General features: G+C 59.7%; 23 protein-coding genes. All 23 read left to right on the plus strand.

All coding sequences use genetic code 11. The annotated features are described in order from the left end of the window. Positions 1-2 precede the first annotated feature (2 nt). The 23 genes from DFS28_RS24980 to DFS28_RS25095 all read left to right on the plus strand — a co-directional run bounded on the left by DFS28_RS24980 (position 3) and on the right by DFS28_RS25095 (position 22,616). Complete coding sequence (locus DFS28_RS24980; RefSeq protein WP_111451878.1) at positions 3-1,709, plus strand: fused response regulator/phosphatase; 1,707 nt, start codon at positions 3-5, stop codon at positions 1,707-1,709. 30 nt (positions 1,710-1,739) lie between these two features. Continuing rightward, a complete protein-coding gene (locus DFS28_RS24985; RefSeq protein ID WP_111451879.1) occupies positions 1,740-2,108 on the plus strand; it encodes an Hpt domain-containing protein in 369 nt (122 codons plus the stop codon). Between the two features lie 83 nt (positions 2,109-2,191). After that, a complete protein-coding gene (locus DFS28_RS24990) occupies positions 2,192-3,553 on the plus strand; it encodes a flagellar hook-length control protein FliK (protein ID WP_111451880.1) in 1,362 nt (453 codons plus the stop codon). Positions 3,554-3,780: 227 nt separating this feature from the next. Further along, entirely contained in the window at positions 3,781-4,281 is a 501-nt protein-coding gene (fliL, locus tag DFS28_RS25000) for a flagellar basal body-associated protein FliL (protein WP_111451881.1), read from the plus strand. A 9-nt stretch (positions 4,282-4,290) separates the two neighbouring features. Next, positions 4,291-5,259, plus strand: coding sequence for a flagellar motor switch protein FliM (gene fliM, locus DFS28_RS25005; protein ID WP_008151077.1), 969 nt, complete (start codon positions 4,291-4,293; stop codon positions 5,257-5,259). 72 nt (positions 5,260-5,331) lie between these two features. Next, entirely contained in the window at positions 5,332-5,790 is a 459-nt protein-coding gene (gene fliN, locus DFS28_RS25010; protein ID WP_111451927.1) for a flagellar motor switch protein FliN, read from the plus strand. Beyond that, a complete protein-coding gene (fliO, locus tag DFS28_RS25015) occupies positions 5,791-6,237 on the plus strand; it encodes a flagellar biosynthetic protein FliO (RefSeq protein WP_111451882.1) in 447 nt (148 codons plus the stop codon). Beyond that, entirely contained in the window at positions 6,237-6,995 is a 759-nt protein-coding gene (gene fliP / locus DFS28_RS25020) for a flagellar type III secretion system pore protein FliP (protein WP_008151084.1), read from the plus strand. Before fliO ends, fliP begins: the two co-directional genes overlap by 1 nt. Further along, positions 6,992-7,261 carry a flagellar biosynthesis protein FliQ gene (fliQ, locus tag DFS28_RS25025; RefSeq protein ID WP_111451883.1) on the plus strand — a complete coding sequence of 90 codons (270 nt, stop codon included), beginning with the start codon at positions 6,992-6,994 and terminating at the stop codon, positions 7,259-7,261. The genes fliP and fliQ overlap by 4 nt, the downstream gene beginning before the upstream one ends. Positions 7,262-7,264: 3 nt before the next feature. After that, positions 7,265-8,047 (plus strand): flagellar biosynthetic protein FliR, encoded by a 783-nt coding sequence (fliR, locus tag DFS28_RS25030; protein ID WP_008151086.1) that lies wholly within the window; start codon positions 7,265-7,267, stop codon positions 8,045-8,047. Between the two features lie 2 nt (positions 8,048-8,049). Then, positions 8,050-9,189 carry a flagellar biosynthesis protein FlhB gene (gene flhB / locus DFS28_RS25035; RefSeq protein WP_111451884.1) on the plus strand — a complete coding sequence of 380 codons (1,140 nt, stop codon included), beginning with the start codon at positions 8,050-8,052 and terminating at the stop codon, positions 9,187-9,189. Positions 9,190-9,365: 176 nt separating this feature from the next. Next, positions 9,366-10,028, plus strand: coding sequence for a hypothetical protein (locus DFS28_RS25040; RefSeq protein ID WP_111451885.1), 663 nt, complete (start codon positions 9,366-9,368; stop codon positions 10,026-10,028). Between the two features lie 169 nt (positions 10,029-10,197). After that, the gene (gene flhA, locus DFS28_RS25045) at positions 10,198-12,327 is read left to right on the plus strand and encodes a flagellar biosynthesis protein FlhA (protein ID WP_111451886.1); all 2,130 of its coding nucleotides are present in this window, start codon (positions 10,198-10,200) and stop codon (positions 12,325-12,327) included. A gap of 11 nt (positions 12,328-12,338) precedes the next feature. Beyond that, a complete protein-coding gene (gene flhF / locus DFS28_RS25050) occupies positions 12,339-13,667 on the plus strand; it encodes a flagellar biosynthesis protein FlhF (RefSeq protein WP_008155822.1) in 1,329 nt (442 codons plus the stop codon). A gap of 113 nt (positions 13,668-13,780) precedes the next feature. After that, positions 13,781-14,611: a flagellar synthesis regulator FleN gene (gene fleN / locus DFS28_RS25055; protein WP_008001746.1), complete on the plus strand. Its 831-nt coding sequence runs from the start codon at positions 13,781-13,783 to the stop codon at positions 14,609-14,611. Continuing rightward, positions 14,608-15,348: an RNA polymerase sigma factor FliA gene (gene fliA / locus DFS28_RS25060; RefSeq protein ID WP_007894214.1), complete on the plus strand. Its 741-nt coding sequence runs from the start codon at positions 14,608-14,610 to the stop codon at positions 15,346-15,348. The genes fleN and fliA overlap by 4 nt, the downstream gene beginning before the upstream one ends. 166 nt (positions 15,349-15,514) lie before the next feature. Beyond that, positions 15,515-15,886 carry a chemotaxis response regulator CheY gene (locus DFS28_RS25065; protein ID WP_003183998.1) on the plus strand — a complete coding sequence of 124 codons (372 nt, stop codon included), beginning with the start codon at positions 15,515-15,517 and terminating at the stop codon, positions 15,884-15,886. A gap of 31 nt (positions 15,887-15,917) precedes the next feature. Beyond that, positions 15,918-16,706, plus strand: coding sequence for a protein phosphatase CheZ (locus DFS28_RS25070; RefSeq protein ID WP_111451887.1), 789 nt, complete (start codon positions 15,918-15,920; stop codon positions 16,704-16,706). A 14-nt stretch (positions 16,707-16,720) separates the two neighbouring features. Further along, positions 16,721-18,958, plus strand: coding sequence for a chemotaxis protein CheA (locus tag DFS28_RS25075; protein WP_111451888.1), 2,238 nt, complete (start codon positions 16,721-16,723; stop codon positions 18,956-18,958). A 49-nt stretch (positions 18,959-19,007) separates the two neighbouring features. Next, a complete protein-coding gene (locus DFS28_RS25080; protein WP_111451889.1) occupies positions 19,008-20,138 on the plus strand; it encodes a chemotaxis response regulator protein-glutamate methylesterase in 1,131 nt (376 codons plus the stop codon). Further along, on the plus strand, positions 20,138-20,878 hold the full coding sequence (locus DFS28_RS25085) for a flagellar motor protein (RefSeq protein ID WP_111451890.1): 741 nt from the start codon (positions 20,138-20,140) through the stop codon (positions 20,876-20,878). The genes DFS28_RS25080 and DFS28_RS25085 overlap by 1 nt, the downstream gene beginning before the upstream one ends. 15 nt (positions 20,879-20,893) lie before the next feature. Beyond that, positions 20,894-21,784: a flagellar motor protein MotD gene (gene motD / locus DFS28_RS25090; RefSeq protein ID WP_111451891.1), complete on the plus strand. Its 891-nt coding sequence runs from the start codon at positions 20,894-20,896 to the stop codon at positions 21,782-21,784. 43 nt (positions 21,785-21,827) lie between these two features. Further along, complete coding sequence (locus DFS28_RS25095; protein WP_008155810.1) at positions 21,828-22,616, plus strand: ParA family protein; 789 nt, start codon at positions 21,828-21,830, stop codon at positions 22,614-22,616. The last annotated feature ends 3 nt before the right edge of the window (positions 22,617-22,619 follow it).

Genomic DNA, 22,619 nt, shown 5'->3' on the forward strand with positions numbered 1-22,619 from the left:
CCATGCAGGCCTTGTTCGAACCGCTGACGATCCTGATCGCCGAAGACAGTGCGGCCGATCGCATGCTGCTGTCGACCATCGTTCGTCGCCAGGGGCATGAGGTGCTGACCGCTGCCAACGGTGCCGAAGCGGTTAAAGCGTTTCGCCAGCAACGACCGCAACTGGTGCTCATGGACGCGATGATGCCGGTGATGGACGGTTTTGAGGCTGCGCGGCAGATCAAGGTATTGGCAGGGGAAACCCTGGTGCCGATCATCTTCCTCACCTCGCTGACCGAAAGCGAAGCGCTGGCCCGCTGTCTGGAGGCCGGGGGCGACGACTTTCTGGCAAAGCCCTACAACCAGGTGATCCTCGGCGCCAAGATCAAGGCGATGGACCGCTTGCGACGATTGCAGGCCACGGTGTTGCAACAGCGCGACCAGATCGCCAAGCACCACGAGTACCTGCTCAACGAGCAGCGCGTGGCCAAGGCGGTGTTCGACAAGGTGGCCCACTCCGGCTGCTTGAGTGCACCCAATATTCGCTACCTGCAATCGCCCTATGCGTTGTTCAACGGCGATCTGCTGCTGGCCGCGTTCACCCCCGCCGGCGACATGCATGTGCTGCTCGGTGATTTTACCGGTCACGGTTTGCCGGCCGCGGTCGGTGCCATGCCCTTGGCCGAAGTGTTCTATGGCATGACCGCCAAGGGTTACGGCCTGTCCGAAACCCTGCGTGAGATGAACGCCAAGCTCAAGCGCATCCTGCCGGTGGACATGTTCTGTTGTGCAACGATGCTGTGCCTGAGTTTTCAGCGACGCTCGGTGGAGGTCTGGAACGGCGGAATGCCGGACGGTTACCTGCACAGCATCGCCAGCGGTGAGCGAACGCCACTGACGGCTCGGCATTTACCGCTCGGCGTGCTGAGCCCGCAATCCTTTGTTGACCGCACCGAGGTGTTTCCGATGGCGGTCGGGGATCGGGTCTTTCTGTTGTCCGACGGGGTGATTGATACCTGCGATGCCAACGAACAGTTGTTTGGTGTGGAGCGATTGCAGCAGGTGTTTGCGGCCAATCGTCAGCCTGATGAGCTGTTCGAAGAGATCGAGCAGGCGTTGCGGGATTTTCGCGGCGAGGCCCGTGATGACGTGAGCATGGTCGAGGTCAGTCTACTGGAGGCCGCACAACTGAGCCCGCCGGCGCCGGTGTATTCCGACAGTGGTCAGTCCTGCCCGCTGGACTGGTCAGTGAGTTTCGAATTTCGCGCCGCCACGCTCAAACGCTTCAATCCGCTGCCGTATCTTCTTCAATTGCTGCTTGAGGTCCACGGTCTGCGGGCTCAGAGCGGGGCGCTCTACAGTGTTTTGGCCGAACTGTATTCCAATGCCCTGGAGCATGGGGTGCTGGGGCTGGATTCGGCGCTCAAGCGCGATGCCTCGGGTTTTACCCGCTATTATCAACAGCGCAATACCCGCCTGGACGCGTTGCAGGACGGCTTCGTGCGGGTGCATTTGCAGGTGACACCCAAGGGCGAGGGCGGGTGCCTGATTGTTCGGGTTGAAGACAGTGGCAAGGGTTTCGATGTCGCGCGGGTGATGGAGCAGCCCGTTGATGGTGTCCGTCTGTCGGGACGTGGCCTCAGTCTGATCCGTCAGCTGGGCCGCAATGCGAGTTGGTCTGACGATGGTCGAAGTGCCCGCGTGGAGTTTTTCTGGGAGGCTCTGGCATAATCCACGCATTCTTGATCAAGGAGTGAGCAAGTGGCTGACACACACCTGGACCGCGACGTGTTGAACGCGTTGCAAGAGGTCATGGAAGATGAGTATCCGATGTTGCTGGATACCTTTCTCGCCGATTCCGAAGAGCGTTTACGCATCTTGCGAAAGGCTGAAGATGCCGCGCAGCTCATGAATGCTGCCCATAGCTTCAAGGGCAGCAGCAGCAACATGGGCGCCATTCGCCTGGCTGAGTTGTGCCATGAGCTGGAGGAGCGCGCCAAGCAAAAAAGCCTCGCCGGCATTGAAAAACTGGTGGACGAAATTGATGACGAATTTGCGTTCGTCCGGCCGCTCTATGAGGCCGAGCGTCAGCGTTCCCTCTCTGCCAATGAGGCCGTCCGGCGCTTTTAGCGCCTGTCACTCAAGTCTGGCTCGACCTTTGCACTAATCTCAGTCAACTGTACCTACGATCCCAGTGCAGCGGAGACCGTTCCATGCCCGTTACCCCCAATATGCTTCTTCAGGCCGCCGCGCAGGCCAAGACTCAAGTCGCTTGCGCCAATACACCGGCGCTGGCCGCTGAGCCTGGGGACAAGGCATCCAGCTTCGCTCAGGTCTACGCCAATCAAGCCCGGAACAAACCCTCTGCGGTGGATGATGGATCGGCCAGGCCGATACGCGATAAAGCGCCGGACAGCCCCGATAAAAAGGACGTCAGCAACGACGAGTCTGCCGCCGCGGAGCCTGCGGTTGCCGATAGCGGCAAATCCTTGCCCGCCGATAAACCGGCGCAGGCTGACGACGAGGCCGCCAGTGATGACGGGTCGGATACTGCGCAGACGCCGGTTGCCGATGCCGCGCCCGTTGATCCGACGCTGGATCCTGCGTTGATGCAGGCAGTACAACCTGCGGTGCCAGCGCCGGTACCGGCCGCTCCGCCCGTTGTAGTCACCCCGCAACCGCCGGTCGAGGTGGCTGTGACGGCGGCAACGACTCCGGTCGTTGCAAGCACTGACACCGATTTCGATCCCGAAGCTGATCCTCTCGATGCATTGCCGGTCGTGCGTATGGCCATGGAGCAGGGCGGCCATATTTCGGCTGCGAGTCAGGCCCAGCCCAAAGCGGCGCCGACCTCGGCCCAGGCACAGGCCGACGGCGAGTCAACCTCGGCGCAGACCTTCGCCGCCGGCATGGCGAGCATGCTCGATGTCCAAGCCGACAAGGACAGCACCGGCCAGGGCGGCGACAAGGCCTTCAGTGGTCTTATCGATGACGGTCTCAAGGACCTGAAGTCCGCGAGTAGCGATACCCGGGTCGACGATTTCGCCAACCGTCTGGCGGCACTGACCCAGGCGGCCACGCCGAAAACCGCCAACGCGTTGCCGGTGAATCAACCGATCGCCATGCATCAGAGCGGCTGGACCGAAGAAGTGGTGAACCGGGTCATGTACCTGTCCAGTGCCAATCTCAAGGCCGCCGACATCCAGTTGCAACCGGCCGAACTGGGGCGCCTGGACATTCGGGTGAACATGGTTCCGGATCAGCAGACCCAAGTGACGTTCATGAGTGCTCATCCAAGTGTTCGCGAAGCGCTGGACGGGCAGATGCATCGATTGCGTGACATGTTTGCGCAGCAGGGCATGGGCCAGGTCGATGTCAATGTGTCCGATCAATCGCGTGGCTGGCAGGGCCAAGGGCAGGAGCAGGCTCAACAGGGTCAAAGTCAGGGGGGGCGCACCAGCGCCAGCGGTGGTCGTCTCGATTCCATGGACGAAGAGGTGCCACCAACAGCTGCCGAAGTAGCGGCCAGCACCACCAGCGTCATTGGCTCCAGCGCCGTCGACTACTACGCCTGATAAAGCCCAACACCAATCCCTGTGGGAGCGGGCTTGCTCGCGAATACGGTTGGACATTCAACATTTCTGTTGTCTGACACACCGCCTTCGCGAGCAAGCCCGCTCCCACTGGGTTTTGTGTGGGGCGTCATCCGCCGTCTCCCCTGTCTCCCAGACACTTCTGGCATAACACTTGCTCTTGCCTTGCCGTGCGACTGTGAAAACCCGAATAGTGACGGATTATTGGCATGGCGAAGAGCGAAGCAGCAGTAAAAGACCCCGCAACCAAAGGCAAACTCAAGCTGATCATTGTGATCGTGGTGGCCCTGCTGCTGGCGATCGGTTTGTCCGTGGGAGCAACCTGGTTCTTCATGCACAGCGCCCAGAGCAAGCCTGCCGCCGCGGCTGAAACCGCCCCGGTCGGCAAGCAGCCAGCGATTTTCGAGCCCATGGCGCCAGCCTTCGTGGCCAACTACAACCAGAACGGCCGTCAGCGCTACATGCAGGTGAGCATCACCATGCAGGGACGCAATCAGGCCGATCTGGACGCGCTCAAAGTCCACATGCCTGTCATCCGCAACAACCTGGTCATGCTGTTCTCCGGGCAGGACTTCGCCACCCTGGCATCGCCGGTCGGGCAGGAAATGTTGCGTCAGAAAGCCACGGCCAGCGTCCAGGAAGTGGCGCAGAAAGAACTCGGCAAAGTGGTCATCGAACAGTTGCTTTTCACTAATTTCGTACTGCAGTAGGAACACGACATGGCCGTGCAGGACCTGCTGTCCCAGGATGAGATCGATGCGCTGTTGCATGGCGTCGACGATGGTCTGGTACAGACCGATACCGCTGCTGAACCCGGCAGTGTCAAAAGCTACGACCTGACCAGTCAGGATCGCATCGTCCGTGGACGCATGCCGACCCTGGAAATGATCAACGAACGTTTCGCCCGTTACACCCGCATCAGCATGTTCAACATGCTGCGCCGCTCGGCGGACGTTGCCGTCGGTGGCGTGCAAGTAATGAAGTTCGGCGAATACGTGCACTCGCTGTACGTGCCGACCAGCCTCAACCTGGTCAAGATCAAACCGTTGCGCGGCACCGCGTTGTTCATCCTCGACGCCAAACTGGTGTTCAAGCTGGTGGACAACTTCTTCGGTGGCGACGGCCGTCACGCGAAGATCGAAGGGCGTGAATTCACCCCCACCGAATTGCGTGTAGTGCGCATGGTGCTGGAGCAGGCCTTCGTCGATTTGAAAGAAGCCTGGCAGGCGATCATGGAAGTGAACTTCGAGTACATCAACTCGGAAGTGAACCCGGCCATGGCCAACATCGTCGGCCCGAGCGAAGCGATTGTGGTGTCGACGTTCCACATCGAACTCGATGGCGGTGGCGGCGACCTGCACGTGACCATGCCCTACTCGATGATCGAACCTGTACGCGAAATGCTCGACGCCGGCTTCCAGTCGGACCTCGACGATCAGGACGAACGCTGGGTCAACGCCTTGCGCCAGGACGTGCTGGACGTTGACGTACCGATCGGTGCCACGGTTGCCCGTCGCCAGTTGCGCCTGCGGGACATTCTGCACATGCAGCCGGGGGACATTATCCCGGTCGAGATGCCGGACGAAATGATCATGCGCGCCAACGGCGTGCCTGCGTTCAAGGTCAAGATGGGGTCGCACAAAGGCAACCTCGCGTTGCAAGTGATCGAGCCGATCGAGCGCCGCTGACCGGCGCTCCAAACCCCCTGTGCTTTTAACTGACGGCTCCTGATTGAAGGGATGCCCGCCGAGGACAAATTGATGGCTAACGATATGAACACCCAGGACGACCAGGCGCTGGCCGATGAGTGGGCTGCGGCCCTGGAAGAAACCGGTGATGCCGGGCAGGACGATATCGACGCCTTGCTGGCCGCCGACGCCGCCAGTTCGCCGTCCAACCGTCTGCCGATGGAAGAGTTCGGCAGCGTGCCGAAAAACCACGAACCGGTCACCCTCGACGGTCCGAACCTGGACGTGATTCTCGATATCCCGGTGTCGATTTCCATGGAAGTCGGCAGCACTGACATCAACATCCGCAACCTGCTGCAGCTTAACCAGGGTTCGGTGATCGAGCTCGATCGTCTGGCCGGTGAACCGCTGGACGTGCTGGTCAACGGCACGCTCATCGCTCACGGTGAAGTAGTGGTGGTCAACGAGAAGTTCGGTATCCGCCTGACTGACGTGATCAGCCCAAGCGAACGCATCAAGAAGTTGCGCTGAGTGAAAAAGGTTCTGGGGTTTGTGCTGGCGTTGCCGTTCAGCGTTCTGGCTGCCGAGCCGGTAGCGACCGCTACTGCGGCCGCTGCCCCCGCGGTCAGCAGCGGCGTGGCTGGGCAATTGACGCAGTTGGTGCTCGGTTTGCTGCTGGTGCTGGGGTTGATCTTTTTCCTCGCCTGGTTGCTGCGTCGAGTCCAGCAGGCCGGGCCCGCCGGCAAGGGGCAGGTCATCGAACTGATCGGCTCCCGCGCGCTGGGCCCTCGCGACCGGTTGATGTTGGTGCAAGTCGGCAACGAGCAGATCCTGCTCGGCCTGAGCCCCGGCACCATCACCGCGTTGCATGTACTCAAGGAGCCGGTGCAAGTGCCGAGCGGTACTGAAAAAGCGACCCCCGAGTTTGCCCAGCGCCTGATGGAGCTGTTGGGCAAGGATCAGAAGGATAAGAAGTAATGGGTGCGTTACGCATCGTCTTGACGCTGGCCCTGATGCTGGCCGCGCCGCTGGCGTTCTCCGCCGATCCGTTATCGATCCCGGCAATCACCCTGGGCACCAACGCCAACGGCGCCCAGGAATACTCGGTCAGCCTGCAAATCCTGCTGATCATGACTGCGCTGAGTTTTATCCCGGCGTTCGTCATGCTGATGACCAGTTTCACCCGGATCATCATCGTCTTCTCGATCCTGCGTCAGGCCCTGGGCCTGCAGCAGACACCGTCTAACCAGATACTTACGGGTATGGCGCTGTTTCTGACTATGTTCATCATGGCGCCGGTATTCGACCGTGTTAACCAGGATGCCTTGCAGCCGTATCTGGCGGAGAAACTCACCGCTCAAGACGCCGTGGCCAAGGCGCAGGTGCCGATCAAGGATTTCATGCTCGCCCAGACCCGCAGTAGCGATCTGGAGTTGTTCATGCGCTTGTCCAAACGCACTGATATCGCATCGCCCGATCAGGCGCCGCTGACGATTCTGGTGCCGGCGTTCGTCACATCCGAGCTGAAAACCGCGTTCCAGATCGGTTTCATGATCTTCATTCCGTTCCTGATCATCGACCTGGTCGTGGCCAGTGTCCTGATGGCGATGGGTATGATGATGCTCTCGCCACTGATCATTTCCCTGCCGTTCAAGATCATGCTCTTCGTGCTGGTGGATGGCTGGGCGTTGATCATCGGTACGCTGGCGAGCAGCTTCGGCGGTGTATCGCCATGACGCCAGAAGTAGCGGTAGACATCTTCCGGGAAGCACTGTGGCTGACCACCATGATGGTTGCCGTGCTGGTGATTCCGAGTTTGCTCGTGGGCCTGTTGGTGGCGATGTTCCAGGCCGCGACCCAGATCAACGAACAGACCCTGAGCTTCCTGCCGCGCCTGCTGGTAATGCTGGTGACGCTGATCGTCGCCGGTCCGTGGCTGGTTCAGACTTTCATGGAATACATCGTGCAGTTGTACGGCAGCATTCCTCAGGTCATCGGCTAAACCATGTCGCTGCTTCAGCTGACCGATACCCAGATCAGCACGTGGGTAGCTTCCTTCATACTGCCGCTGTTTCGCATCGGCGCGGTACTGATGACCATGCCGATCTTTGGCACGACCCTGGTGCCGACCCGCGTACGTTTGTATTTCGCCCTGGCAATCACAGTGGTCGTCGTGCCCGGCCTGCCACCGATGCCACAGGTTCATGCGCTGGACCTGAGTGCGCTCCTGCTGATCGCTGAACAGGTGATTATCGGCGCATTGATGGGTCTCTCCCTTCAGCTGTTTTTTCAAGCGTTTGTCGTCGCCGGACAGATCATTTCGATTCAGATGGGGATGGGCTTCGCGTCTATGGTCGACCCTACCAACGGCGTGTCGGCAGCGGTGATCGGTCAGTTCCTGACGATGCTCGTTACCCTGTTGTTTCTCGGCATGAATGGGCATCTGGTGGTGTTCGAGGTGTTGACGGAAAGCTTCACCACCTTGCCGGTCGGCAGCGCGATGTTGATCAACCACTTCTGGGAAATGGCCAACAAGCTGGGGTGGGTGCTGGGTGCGGCAATGCTGCTGGTTTTGCCCGCGATTACGGCGTTGTTGGTGGTTAACATCGCTTTCGGGGTGATGACGCGGGCGGCGCCGCAATTGAACATCTTTTCCATCGGTTTTCCGCTGACCCTGGTTCTGGGTCTGGTGATCTTCTGGGTCGGTCTCGGCGACATTCTCAATCAGTATCAGCCCTTGGCCACCGAGGCCCTGCAGCTATTACGTGATATGGCACAGGCGCGCTAGCCATGGCCGAGAGCGAGAGTGGTCAGGATAAAACAGAAGACCCCACGGATAAGCGCAAAAAGGACTCCAGGGAAAAGGGCGAGATTGCCCGATCCAAAGAACTCAATACCTTGGCAACCATGCTGGCCGGCGCTGGCGGGTTGTTGATCTACGGCGGCGGGCTGGCCCAGGATCTGCTGGAAATCATGCGTCTGAACTTTTCGCTGCCGCGGGAAGTGTTGCTCACTCCGGGGGCGATGGGGCAGTACCTGCTGCATTCCGGCAAGATCGCGATTCTGGCGGTGCAGCCGATATTGCTGACGCTGCTGCTGGCGGCATTCCTGGGACCTGTCTCCTTGGGTGGCTGGTTGTTCGCCGGTAGTAGCCTGGCCCCAAAATTCAGCCGGATGAACCCGGCGGCGGGTCTAAAACGGATGTTCTCCAGCAGTGCTCTGATCGAACTGCTCAAGGCGCTGGCCAAATTCCTGCTGATTTTATTCGTTGCATTGTCCGTTCTGCGCTCGGACATTGATGATCTGTTACGCATTGCCCATGAACCGCTGGAGCAGGCGATCATCCATAGCGTTCAGTTGGTGGGCTGGAGTACGTTGTGGATGGCTTGTGGGCTGATTCTGATTGCCGCGGTGGATGTCCCGGTGCAGCTTTACCAGAGCCACAAAAAATTGCTGATGACCAAGCAGGAAGTGCGCGACGAGCATAAGGATCAGGAAGGGCGCCCGGAGGTCAAGCAACGAATTCGCCAGCTGCAGCGCGAAATGTCCCAGCGCCGGATGATGGCGGCGATACCCGACGCCGATGTGGTCATCACCAACCCGACCCACTACGCCGTAGCGCTCAAGTACGATCCGGACAAGGGCGGGGCGCCGATGCTGATCGCCAAGGGCAGCGACTTCCTGGCCTTGAAGATCCGTGAAATCGCAGTGGCCAACGAAGTGCTGCTGCTTGAGTCGCCGGCACTGGCGCGTTCGATCTACTACTCCACCGAACTTGATCAGGAAATCCCTGGCGGGCTCTACCTTGCCGTCGCCCAGGTGCTCGCTTACGTCTACCAGATCCGCCAGCACCGCGCCGGCAAGGGTAAACGCCCTGATCCGCTCAAGGACGACCTGCCGATTCCACCGGATTTGCGGCGCGATTCTTGAGAACCGCCGTCTGTCCGAAAACGCTGTGTACCTGTTAGTTCTGACAGTAGACACGCTTCCTCTTAAACGATGTCATGGCCTTGGGGATTCTCCCCTTCGATGTTCTTGCCATGGTCGTTCAATGAGTGGTTGATCGCTATGGAGGGGCGTTCATTCAGGCATTTGAGGTTACGGTCATGGCAGAACTTGAATACAGGAAGCTTCAAGGAATGGCGTTGGAATTTGTTTCGGGAGTCCTGGAGGAGGATCGGCTCGAACGCACGATCAGTTACTCGGCTACGTTCGACATGGCGCTGGACTTTACGCATTTTGTGCAAATGGCCAATGCCTATATCCCGGGTTATCTGGATAACCCTATCAATGCGATTCGTCCCGAGCTGGACGGGCTCGGCTACCACTATGCATACAACTACTTCTTCGATGCGGCTGGCAAAATTGGTGATAACAGTGCGTTGTTCGATGTCTTCGCTTCCTCGGGTAATTACATGGACAAGTGGTCAAGTGGAGGGCTGGAGGCGTGTTATCACAAGCCCCGATTCAATGTGACCGATGGTCGTTTGCAGGTGGTCGCACGCAAGGATTTTCGTTGGGGGAATGGGGACGAGATCAACGTCGAAGACTTGCCGGTCATTCGCTTTCAATGGGCGCTTAACCTCATGCAAGGGCACGACTTTTCTGTTGCTTCGAAGGCGCCTTTATCCGTCGTGGTGCTCGGTTATGCAGAGGAGGATTTTGTAGAGGTGGAAGGTCTTCAAATGCTTAGAGGTACGCGGTACATGGTCGGCAAGACGCTTCATCTCGGCCCGATCCACAAAGAGCAGATTCTGACGGCACGTTGATCCCTGTTTGCAGTCCGTTGCCTTTGTAGCAGGCTCGACAGCTGCTACAAACGCTCAATACCCCCCTCTATTCCCCCGCCTCGGCAAAAGTTGGAAGGCTTCTTGCAGTAGCCGCTCTGCGCCCGCTTCAGGCGTCAAAAAGTCTGCTTTAAAGGAACGGGGAAAACCGGTGGATCGCTCTCAGTTATTCAACACTGCACGCACAAACGTTGCCGACCTGAGTCGAGGCAATCTGGGTGTGCCGTTGTTGCTGCTGGTCATGCTGGCGATGATGATGTTGCCGGTGCCGCCGTTCCTGCTGGACGTGTTCTTCACCTTCAACATCGCGTTGTCGATTGTCGTGTTGCTGGTCTGTGTTTACGCGTTGCGGCCGCTGGACTTTGCGGTGTTCCCGACCATTCTGCTGGTGGCGACCCTGTTGCGACTGGCGCTGAACGTGGCCTCCACGCGGGTGGTGATGCTCCACGGTCAGGACGGTCATGCCGCCGCGGGTAAGGTGATCCAGGCCTTCGGCGAGGTGGTGATCGGCGGTAACTACGTGGTCGGTATCGTCGTCTTCGCAATTTTGATGATCATCAACTTCGTCGTGGTGACCAAAGGTGCCGGGCGGATTTCCGAGGTGAGCGCCCGTTTCACCCTCGATGCGATGCCCGGTAAACAAATGGCCATCGACGCCGACTTGAACGCTGGCCTGATCGACCAGAACCAGGCCAAACTGCGCCGGATGGAAGTGGCCCAGGAAGCCGAGTTCTACGGTTCCATGGACGGTGCCAGCAAGTTCGTTCGTGGTGACGCCATTGCCGGCCTGCTGATTCTGTTCATCAACCTGATCGGCGGCATGGCGGTCGGTATCTTCCAGCACGGCATGTCCTTCGGCGATGCCGGTCGGGTGTACGCCTTGTTGACCATCGGTGACGGTTTGGTGGCGCAATTGCCATCACTGCTTTTATCGACAGCTGCAGCGATCATGGTGACCCGTGCTTCCGGTTCGGAAGACATGGGCAAGCAGATCAATCGCCAGATGTTCGCCTCGCCCAAAGCGTTGGCCGTGGCGGCGGGTTTGATGGCGGTGATGGGCCTCGTGCCGGGCATGCCGCACTTTTCCTTTCTCAGCATGGCAGCCCTGGCGGCGGGCGGTGCGTACCTGTTCTGGAAGAAGCAGAACGTGGTCAAGGTTCAGGCCTTGCAAGAGGTCAAGCGTCAGCAGGAGCTGCTGCCATCGCCGGCTCGCGCTCAGGAAACCAAGGAGCTTGGCTGGGATGACGTGACGCCGATCGACATGATCGGCCTGGAAGTCGGCTATCGGCTGATTCCGCTGGTGGACCGCAATCAGGGTGGTCAGTTGCTGGCGCGGATCAAGGGTGTGCGCAAGAAGCTGTCCCAGGATCTGGGCTTCCTGATGCCGACGGTGCATATCCGTGACAACCTCGACCTGGCGCCGAGCGCCTACCGCCTGACCCTGATGGGGGTGATCCTGGCTGAAGCGGAGATTTACCCGGACCGCGAACTGGCAATCAATCCGGGGCAGGTCTACGGCACGCTCAACGGCATTACCGCCAAAGATCCGGCTTTCGGTCTGGAGGCGGTCTGGATCGAAATCAGCCAGCGTGCCCAGGCTCAATCCCTCGGTTACACCGTGGTCGATGCTAGTACGGTAGTGGCAACCCACTTGAACCAGATTTTGTACAAGCACTCGAGCGAGTTGATCGGTCACGAAGAAGTGCAGCAACTCATGCAATTGCTGGCCAAAAGCTCGCCAAAACTGGCCGAAGAGCTGGTGCCGGGCGTGGTGTCGCTGTCCCAGCTGCTCAAAGTATTGCAGGCGTTGTTGGCCGAACAGGTGCCAGTACGGGACATTCGCAGCATTGCCGAGGCCATCGCCAACAATGCCAGCAAGAGTCAAGATACTGCCGCGCTGGTGGCCGCGGTGCGCGTCGGTGTATCCCGCGCAATCGTCCAAAGCATTGTAGGGACTGACTCCGAGCTGCCAGTGATCACCCTGGAGCCAAGGTTGGAACAAATATTGCTCAATAGTCTTCAGAAGGCAGGACAAGGCTCGGAAGAGGGCGTTCTGCTGGAGCCAAGCATGGCTGAGAAACTGCAACGCTCGTTGATCGATGCGGCGCAGCGTCAGGAAATGCAAGGTCAACCGGTGATTCTGCTGGTAGCCGGTCCGGTTCGCGCGATGCTGTCGCGATTCGGCCGATTGGCAGTCCCGGGTTTGCATGTGTTGGCTTACCAGGAAATTCCTGACAACAAGCAAGTGACCATTGTTGCGACAGTAGGGCCCAACGGCTGAGGTAGTGGTTTATGCAAGTTAAGCGTTTTTTCGCCGCCGATATGCGTCAGGCCATGAAGCTGGTTCGTGATGAGCTGGGCGCTGATGCCGCCATCATTGGCAACCGTCGGATCGCCGGTGGTGTCGAGCTGACGGCTGCTCTGGATTACAAGTTGTCGGCGCTGGCTCCGCGCGTTCCGAACATGGAACTTGAAGACGAGCTGCGCAAGACCCAATCGCGGATCGTCACCGCCCAGGCCGAACTGAGCCTGCGCAGCGATGGCGAAAGCGATAAGTCCACCAATCGCCAATTGTTCGCCGGCCTGCCACTGACCGCCGCCGAGCCGCTGATCGAACCGACCTACACCGAACCCCGTCGTCCTGCACCGGCTGCGGCACCTGCCTCCGGCGGCGTCGACCCACGGGCGTTCGACTCGATGCGTTTCGAGCTCAACAGCCTGCGCGAACTGATGGAAGTGCAACTCGGCTCCCTGGCCTGGAATCAGCTGCAAGGCAGCCGTCCGGCCCAGGCCAATCTTTGGCGCCGCCTGCAACGCATCGGCCTGTCCGGCCCGTTGTCGCGGGATTTGCTGGCACTGATTACCGATATTGAAGAACCTCGTCAGGCCTGGCGCATGTTGCTGGCCCACCTGGCGCGGATGATCGCCACACCGGAAGTCGAGCCTCTGGAAGAGGGCGGCGTGATTGCCATGGTCGGCCCCGCCGGCATGGGCAAGACCACCACCCTGGCCAAACTCGCGGCCCGTTACGTGCTCAAGTACGGAGCGCAAAATATCGCGCTGGTCAGTATGGACAGCTACCGTATCGGTGCTCAGGAACAACTCAAGACGTTGGGCCGGATCCTCAATGTGTCGGTGACTCACGTCGATCCGGGGCAGTCACTGGTACAGGCGCTGGAGCCCTTGCTGCGCAAACGCGTGGTGCTGATCGATACTGCCGGCCTGCAGGCCAGCGATCCGGCACTGCGCATGCAGCTCGAAAGCCTGGCCGGTCGTGGCATCAAATCGAAAAATTATCTGGTTTTGGCAACCACCAGCCAGAAACAGGTTCTAACGGCCGCTTATCACAGTTACAAGCGTTGTGGGCTCGCTGGCTGCATCCTGACTAAACTGGATGAAACGGCAAGTCTGGGCGAGGTGTTGAGCCTGGCCATCAGTCATGAATTGCCGGTGGCCTACCTGACCGATGGCCCGCGGATTCCGGATGATTTGCATCTACCGCGTCGTCATCAGTTGGTCAGTCGCGCCGTAAGCGTGCAAATGCAAGAAGAACCCAGCGAAGAAGCCATGGCTGATATGTTCGCTGATATTTACCACAGCCCGACCAAGCAGGTCGGCTGAGGTACTAATGACAGTTTTGTACCTACATCGATGGTCTGCCATGCATTGTTCCGTTTGTGAACGCGCAGCCAGTAATGTGGCCTCCGTCTAAGTAAGACAAGGTAAAGAAATTCATGGGCAGCATGCATCCCGTACAGGTGATCGCGGTGACCGGCGGCAAAGGTGGCGTCGGGAAGACTAACGTGTCAGTGAACTTGTCCCTGGCTCTAGCTGAGCTCGGTCGGCGCGTCATGCTGTTGGACGCCGATCTGGGGCTGGCGAACGTCGACGTCCTGCTGGGACTGACACCCAAACGTACTTTGGCCGACGTGATCGAAGGCCGCTGCGAGCTGCGCGACGTACTGTTGCAAGGCCCTGGCGGCATCCGCATCGTCCCGGCCGCGTCCGGCACACAGAGCATGGTTCATTTGAGCCCGGCTCAACACGCCGGCCTGATCCAGGCGTTCAGCGATATCGGCGACAACCTCGACGTGCTGGTAATCGACACCGCAGCGGGCATTGGTGACTCGGTCGTCAGTTTCGTCCGCGCAGCGCAAGAAGTCTTGCTGGTGGTCTGCGACGAGCCGACCTCGATCACCGATGCCTACGCACTGATCAAACTGTTGAACCGCGATTACGGCATGAACCGCTTCCGCGTCCTGGCCAACATGGCCCAGAGCCCGCAGGAAGGGCGCAACCTGTTCGCCAAGTTGACCAAGGTCACGGATCGCTTCCTGGACGTCGCCTTACAATACGTCGGTGCGGTGCCTTACGACGAAAGCGTGCGCAAGGCTGTGCAGAAACAGCGCGCCGTTTACGAGGCCTTCCCGCGGTCCAAGTGCTCACTGGCGTTCAAGGCCATTGCACAGAAGGTCGATACCTGGCCGCTGCCTGCCAACCCGCGTGGGCACCTGGAGTTTTTCGTCGAGCGCCTCGTGCAACAAACCGCAGGACCGGTGCTATGACAGCCAGTGGCTACAACCTCTACAAGAAGTCGGCACGTGACGCGCAGTACGAGCTGATCGAGCGTTACGCGCCACTGGTTAAACGCATTGCCTACCACTTGCTGGCGCGTCTGCCGGCCAGTGTCCAGGTTGAAGATCTGATCCAGGCCGGGATGATCGGCCTGCTTGAAGTGTCAACCAAATACGACGCCAGCAAAGGCGCGAGTTTCGAGACGTACGCGGGCATACGAATCCGCGGCGCGATGCTCGACGAAGTACGCAAAGGGGACTGGGCGCCACGTTCGGTCCACCGCAATACCCGGATGGTCAGCGACGCCATTCGCTCGATTGAAGCTAAAACTGGCCGTGACGCTAAAGATCACGAGGTTGCGGCCGAACTCCAATTGAGTCTCGACGATTATTACGGGATTTTGAACGACACCCTGGGCAGCCGGTTATTCAGTTTCGACGATCTGTTGCAGGACGGCGAACACGAAGGGCTGCACGAGGATGGCGCCAGTGCACATCTGGAGCCGTCACGCGATCTGGAAGATGAACGCTTCCAGGCGGCGCTGGCGGACGCGATTGCCAATTTGCCGGAGCGTGAGCGACTGGTGTTGGCGCTGTACTACGACGAAGAGTTGAACCTCAAGGAAATCGGTGAGGTCCTGGGGGTCAGCGAATCTCGGGTCAGCCAGTTACACAGCCAGTGCGCGGCCCGTTTGCGGGGGCGTTTGGGGGAGTGGCGAGCGCGCTGAAGGCAGTGTGGGGACACTGCGAGCGGGACCGGTGCGGGATTAGCTGCACCGGTCGCGATCTGTTGTGCTCCAGACAGTCATTGAGTGCTTTGCCGGATTGATTGAAATGGCGCGTCCAGGTGCTGGGCGCGTTTAAGACTGCTTGGAGGTCGAATTGGACAAGAACATGAAAATCCTCATCGTTGATGACTTCTCAACGATGCGGCGGATCATTAAAAACCTGTTGCGTGACCTTGGGTTCACCAACACGGTCGAGGCCGACGATGGCACTACTGCCATTCCGGTGCTCAACAGCGGCAGCATCGACTTTCTGGTAACAGACTGGAACATGCCTGGCATGACCGGTATCGACCTGCTGCGCCACGTGCGTGCCGATGAAAAGCTCAAGCACCTGCCGGTGCTGATGGTGACCGCTGAAGCCAAGCGCGAGCAGATCATCGAGGCAGCCCAGGCCGGTGTTAACGGCTATGTGGTCAAGCCCTTCACGGCCCAGGCGTTAAAAGAAAAAATCGAGAAGATTTTCGAACGCATCGGTTGATGTGCGAAGCCACTGCGCCACGGGGGGAGCTATGGAGCATTACGAGTCTTCACAGGGCGATTTCGAATCGACTCTGAAAAAACACGCGGTCGAACTGGTCGAAAGCCTTGAAAAAGGCAGGTTCGGCGACGCTGTGCAATTGATCCATGAGCTCAATCAGACCCGTGACCGTGGCCTGTATCAAGAGGTGGGCAAGCTCACTCGCGAGCTGCATAGCGCGATCGTCAATTTCCAGATTGACCCGAACATGCCGCAAGCTGAGGAAGTCTCGCAGATCACGGACGCCACCGAGCGTCTGGGTTATGTGGTCAAGCTGACCGAGGCTGCTGCCAACCGCACCATGGACCTGGTGGAAAACGCCACGCCGCTGGTCAATGGCCTGAGCAACGAAGCCCAGGCCTTGAGCACCGACTGGGGACGGTTCATGCGTCGCGAAGTCGGGGCTGAAGAGTTCCGCGAGCTGGCTCGGCGAGTCGACGGTTTCCTGACACGCAGCAGCGAAGACAATCGCGTTGTGTCGAGCAACCTCAACGACATTCTGCTCGCTCAGGATTACCAGGACCTCACCGGTCAGGTGATCAAGCGTGTGACCCAATTGGTCACCGAAGTTGAAAGCAACCTGCTCAAGCTCGTGCTTATGGCCAGTCAGGTGGACCGCTTTGCGGGCATCGAACATGACCGTGAAGCGATGCTGGCAGAAAAAGATCCGCAAAAACATCTCTCTCAGGGTGAAGGTCCGCAGATTCATGCCGATAAAAGAGAAGACGTTGTGTCCGGTCAGGACGATGTAGACGATTTGCTTTCCAGCCTTGGATTCTAGGAGCACCCCTACACATGAGCTTCGGCGCCGATGAAGAGATCCTTCAGGATTTCCTGGTTGAGGCCGGCGAGATTCTAGAGCAACTGTCCGAACAGCTGGTCGAGCTGGAAAGCCGACCTGATGATGCGGACTTGCTCAATGCAATTTTTCGCGGTTTTCACACTGTAAAAGGAGGCGCCGGCTTCCTCCAGCTCAACGAGCTGGTGGAGTGCTGTCACATCGCCGAGAACGTGTTCGACATCCTGCGCAAGGGTGAGCGTCGCGTCGACTCGGAACTGATGGACGTGGTTCTCGAAGCGCTGGATGCGGTGAACGGCATGTTTACCGAAGTCCGCGAGCGCAGCCCGATCACGGCTGCCACGCCGGAATTGCTGGCGGCACTGGCCCGTCTGGCCGAGCCGCAAACTGAAGAAGCCGCACCGGTTGCCGAAGTGGTTGAAACACCGGCGGCTGAAGGTGACATCACCGATAACGAATTCGAACAACTGCTGGACTCGCTGAACGCCGTCAAGGCTCAGGCAGAAGCCCCGGCCGCTGTGCCAGCGCCGAGCAGCAATGCAGCGGCCAGCGACGAAATCACCGATGCCGAGTTCGAGTCGTTGCTCGATCAACTGCACGGTAAAGGCCAGTTCGCCGTCGATGCGGTAGCCCCGGCGCCAGCCGCACCGGCTGCCCCGAAAGCGGCAGGCGACAGCTCCGATATCACCGACGACGAGTTCGAAGCACTGCTCGATCAACTGCACGGCAAGGGCAACTTTGCCGTTGATGCGCTGGAATCGGCCATTGCTGCGGTCCCGGCCCCGGCTGCGCCCACCGCTAAAGCGGCTGGGGGCGATCTGATCTCCGATCATGAGTTCGAATCGCTGCTCGACGAATTGCACGGCAAAGGCAAGTTCACTGAAGTCGGTACCGCGTCGGGCGCCAGCGCTCCGGTTGCGGCGCCAGCGGCCAAGGCTGTTGCACCGAAACCCGTTGCCAAAGCGCCCGAGCCTAAAGCCGAAGCGCCGAAGCCTGCCGCTGCTTCTGCCCCGGCTCCGGCCCGTGCCGCGTCCGCGCCGCCACCGGAAAAACCGGCCAGCGAAGCCGAGACCACCGTGCGGGTCGATACCGCGCGTCTCGACGAAATCATGAACATGGTCGGCGAGTTGGTACTGGTGCGTAACCGCTTGGTCCGTCTGGGCCTCAACAGCGGCGACGAAGCCATGTCCAAGGCCGTGTCGAACCTCGACGTGGTCACGGCCGACCTGCAAACCGCGGTCATGAAGACCCGGATGCAACCGATCAAAAAGGTCTTCGGGCGCTTCCCGCGTCTGGTTCGCGACCTGGCTCGCCAGCTCAAGAAAGAGATCAACCTGGAACTGGTCGGGGAAGAAACCGATCTCGACAAGAACCTCGTCGAGGCCCTCGCCGACCCGCTGGTCCACTTGGTGCGCAACTCGGTCGACCACGGTATTGAAGAGCCGGCCGAGCGTGAAGCGATGGGCAAGCCTCGCAGCGGCAAGGTGATCCTGTCCGCTGAACAGGAAGGCGACCACATCCTGCTGTCGATCTCCGATGACGGCAAGGGCATGGACGCCGACGTTCTGCGCGGCATTGCCGTGAAGAAAGGCTTGATGGACAAGGATGCAGCGGATCGCCTCAGCGAATCCGATTGCTTCAACCTGATCTTCGCGCCGGGTTTCTCGACCAAGACCGAAATTTCCGATGTCTCCGGACGCGGCGTGGGCATGGACGTGGTGAAAACCAAAATCGCCCAGCTCAACGGCACCATCAATATCTATTCGACCAAGGGCAAGGGCTCGAAGATCGTCATCAAGGTCCCGTTGACCCTGGCGATCATGCCGACGCTGATGGTCATGCTGGGCAACCAGGCGTTTGCGTTCCCACTGGTGAACGTCAACGAGATCTTCCACCTCGACCTGTCGCGCACCAACGTGGTGGACGGCCAGGAAGTGGTGATCGTGCGGGACAAGGCGCTGCCCTTGTTCTACCTCAAACGCTGGCTGGTCAGCTCCGCCGCTCACGAAGAGCAGCGCGAAGGCCATGTGGTGATCCTTTCGGTGGGCACTCAGCGGATCGGCTTCGTCGTCGATCAACTGGTGGGCCAGGAAGAAGTGGTCATCAAGCCATTGGGCAAAATGCTCCAGGGAACCCCGGGCATGTCCGGCGCCACCATCACCGGTGACGGCCGCATTGCGCTGATTCTCGATGTTCCGAGCATGCTCAAGCGTTACGCCGCACGGCGTATTTGATTCTGGTGGGGCGGGGCGACTGAGCCTCGCTCCCCCTAACGGAGTGTTTATGGCAGTTAAAGTCCTGGTGGTGGACGATTCGGGGTTTTTCCGCCGCCGCGTCTCGGAAATTCTTTCAGCGGATCCGAATATCCAGGTCGTCGGCACGGCGACCAACGGAAAAGAGGCGATTGATCAGGCGCTGGCCCTCAAGCCAGACGTGATTACCATGGACTACGAGATGCCGATGATGGATGGCATCACGGCGGTGCGGCACATCATGCAGCGCTGCCCGACCCCGGTGTTGATGTTCTCCTCGCTGACCCACGAAGGCGCTCGGGTAACCCTCGACGCGCTGGACGCTGGCGCAGTGGATTTCCTGCCGAAGAATTTCGAAGACATCTCCCGCAACCCGGAGAAGGTCAAGCAACTGCTGTGCGAGAAGATTCTCAGCATCTCGCGCAGTAACCGTCGCGCCAACACCTACAGCGCTCCGGCACCTGTCGCCGCACCTGCCCCGACGCCTGCACCTTCGAGCGTCAGCAGCTACGGCAGCAGTGCGCCTGCGCGTCCGGCACCGGCCCCGATTCCGGCACGTACCCACGTGCCAGCCTCGTCGTCGCCCGCGCCTAAACGCAAAGCCTACAAACTGGTCGCCATCGGCACGTCCACTGGCGGCCCGGTTGCCTTGCAGCGGGTTCTGACCCAGTTGCCGGCCAATTTCCCCGCACCGATCGTACTGATCCAGCACATGCCGGCTGCCTTTACCAAGGCTTTCGCCGAGCGTCTGGACAAGCTCTGCCGCATCAGCGTCAAGGAAGCCGAGGATGGTGACATCCTGCGTCCGGGCCTGGCGTTGCTGGCGCCGGGTGGCAAGCAAATGATGATCGACGGCCGTGGCGCGGTGAAAATCCTGCCGGGCGACGAACGTCTGAACTACAAGCCGTGCGTGGACATCACCTTCGGTTCCGCGGCCAAGTCTTACGGTGACAAAGTTCTGGCGGTCGTATTGACCGGCATGGGCGCCGATGGTCGCGAAGGCGCGCGTCTGCTCAAGCAGGGCGGCAGTGCAATCTGGGCTCAGGATGAAGCCAGCTGCGTGATCTACGGCATGCCGATGGCCATCGTCAAAGCCGAACTCGCCGATGCGGTGTACGGCCTGGACGATATTGGCAAGCATCTGGTCGAGGCTTGTATCTGATGGATGTTTTAAGCCTTATCGGGATCATCATGGCGTTTGTCGCCATCATTGGCGGCAACTACCTTGAAGGCGGTCACCTCGGTGCCCTGGCCAACGGCCCGGCAGCGTTGATCGTTCTCGGTGGGACCATCGGTGCGGCGCTGTTGCAGGCGCCGATGAGCGCGTTCAAGCGTGCCATGCAGATTCTGGCCTGGATCCTGTTTCCTCCGCGCATCGACCTCGCCGGTGGCGTCGATCGCGTCGTCAACTGGAGCCTGACCGCGCGCAAGGAAGGCCTGCTGGGTCTGGAAGGGGTGGCCGACGCCGAACCTGACAACTACTCGCGCAAAGGCCTGCAACTGCTGGTCGACGGCGCCGAGCCGGAAGCGATTCGGAGCATTCTGGAAGTGGATTTCTACACCCAGGAAAGCCGCGACATCGAAGCCGCCAAAGTCTTCGAAAGCATGGGCGGCTACGCGCCGACCATCGGCATCATCGGTGCGGTGATGGGCCTGATCCACGTGATGGGCAACCTGGCGGATCCCTCGCAACTGGGTAGCGGCATTGCCGTGGCCTTCGTCGCGACCATCTACGGCGTGGCCAGTGCCAACCTGGTGCTGCTGCCGATTGCCGCCAAACTCAAATCCATCGCTTTGCGGCAGTCGCGTTATCGCGAAATGTTGTTGGAAGGCATTCTGTCGATCGCCGAAGGTGAAAACCCTCGCTCTATTGAGTTGAAGCTTCAGGGCTTCATGGATTGATGGGGGTAATGGACTATGGCTCGTCGTCGGCAACCTGAAGAACATGTAAACCATGAACGTTGGCTGGTTTCGTACGCCGACTTCATTACGTTGCTGTTCGCTTTCTTCGTGGTGATGTACTCGATTTCTTCGATCAACGAAGGCAAGTACAAGGTTATTTCCGAAGCGTTGATCGGGGTCTTTACCGACTCCGACCGCGCCCTCAAGCCGATCCCGATCGGTGAAGAGCGACCGAAGACCGTGACCCCGGCCAAGCCGCTGGTTAAAGACGCCGAGCAGGTCGACGCGGGTATCGCGGGTGCCAGCGATCCGCTCAAAACCATCGCCGACGACATCAGCGCCGCGTTTGGCGACTTGATCAGTTCCAACCAGATGACCATTCGCGGCAACGAGCTGTGGGTCGAGATCGAACTCAATTCCAGCCTGTTGTTCGGCAGCGGCGACGCCATGCCCAGCGACATCGCGTTCAACATCATCGACAAGGTCGCTGCGATTCTGAAGCCATTCGACAACCCGATTCACGTCGAAGGTTTCACTGACGATCAACCGATCCGCACCGCGCAATACCCGACCAACTGGGAGCTGTCCTCGGCCCGTTCGGCGAGCATCGTGCGGATGCTGGCGATGCAGGGTGTAAACCCCGGTCGCCTGGCGTCGGTGGGGTACGGCGAGTTCCAGCCAGTGGCCAACAACGCGACTGCCGAGGGGCGGGCGCGTAACCGTCGCGTGGTGCTGGTGGTGTCGCGAAATCTCGATGTGCGCCGCAGCCTTACGGGTACCGGAACGGCCAATGCGAAACCGGATGCCGCGTTGAAGCGTGCTGGCACACAAACTGCACCGACCCCGGTCAAGTCGCCGGGACGAGAGAGTGCCGTCAATTCTCCGTCACCCGCATTAATACGTTGAGCTATTTCTCGGTCCGCCATTTCGACCGGGAGGAACAATCCGAATGAGAGTCTGGGCCGTTGCCAATCAAAAGGGTGGTGTTGGTAAAACCACTTCCTCTATCGCTTTAGCCGGTTTACTGGCCGAGGCGGGCAAGCGCGTGGTTGTGGTCGATCTCGACCCCCACGGCTCCATGACCAGCTACTTCGGTTACGACCCCGACAGCCTGGAACACAGCAGCTACGACCTGTTCCTGCACAAGGGCAGTGTGCCGCAAGGTTTGCCCGGTCAGTTGTTGTTGCCTACCAGCCACGAGAGTATTTCCCTGTTGCCATCAAGCACCGCACTCGCGACCCTCGAGCGCCAGTCGCCGGGGCAGAGTGGCTTGGGCCTGGTGATTGCCAAGAGCCTGGCGCAACTGTGGCAAGACTTCGATTACGCTGTGATCGACAGCCCGCCGTTGCTCGGCGTGCTGATGGTCAATGCCTTGGCGGCGAGCCAGCAATTGGTGATCCCGGTGCAGACCGAACACCTGGCGGTCAAAGGCCTGGAGCGCATGGTCAATACCCTGGCGATGATCAACCGTTCGCGTAAACAGGCGCTGCCGTTCAGCATCGTGCCGACCCTGTTCGACCGCCGCACACAGGCGTCCCTTAGCACGCTGCGGGTGTTGCGCGACAAATACCCGGAAGAAATCTGGCAGGGCTACATCCCGGTCGATACCCGCTTGCGCGACGCCAGCCGTGCCGGCGTGACGCCTTCGCAGTTCGACGGCAAGAGCCGTGGGGTGCTGGCGTATCGCGCGCTGCTCAAGCATCTGCTGGCCGCACAACTTGTCCCGCAGGTGGCGTGAGAT

It is taken from the genome of Pseudomonas sp. 478 (assembly GCF_003254125.1).
GTDB lineage: Bacteria > Pseudomonadota > Gammaproteobacteria > Pseudomonadales > Pseudomonadaceae > Aquipseudomonas.